The sequence below is a fragment of the Salifodinibacter halophilus genome, from assembly GCA_012999515.1.
Classification (GTDB): Bacteria; Pseudomonadota; Gammaproteobacteria; order Nevskiales; family Salinisphaeraceae; genus Salifodinibacter; species Salifodinibacter halophilus.
This window is the reverse complement of sequence record JABEEB010000400.1, coordinates 1-258: the sequence shown is the minus strand read 5'-3', so window position 1 is coordinate 258 and position 258 is coordinate 1. Positions and strand designations below refer to the sequence as shown.

At 69.4% G+C, this 258-nt stretch carries 1 protein-coding gene; it reads left to right on the top strand.

What is annotated here, in order from left to right:
• Window positions 1-258 (top strand): hypothetical protein (locus HKX41_12195; GenBank protein NNC24896.1); only part of this gene is annotated, 258 nt, incomplete at both ends.

The following is a 258-nucleotide window of genomic DNA, read 5'->3' as shown; positions in this document are numbered from 1 at the left end:
CCGGCATCGACCGTGCGGTTGCGATCAACAACTGGTGGTTGTCGACCAATCTGTATCCGCAGTGGCGCCCGGGCAGCGCCGCGCGGTTGTTGCGTGGCGCGCTGCAGCGCTGGCCCGATCGCGCGGTGTGGCTGCGTTCGCTCAACCGCGACCAGCACGCCGATTGGCTGGCCGAGTGCGAGGCGCTCGGTTTCGCGCTGATTCCGAGCCGGCAGGTGTATCTGTTCCGCGATGTCGCCGCATCGGCGCAGCGCCGGC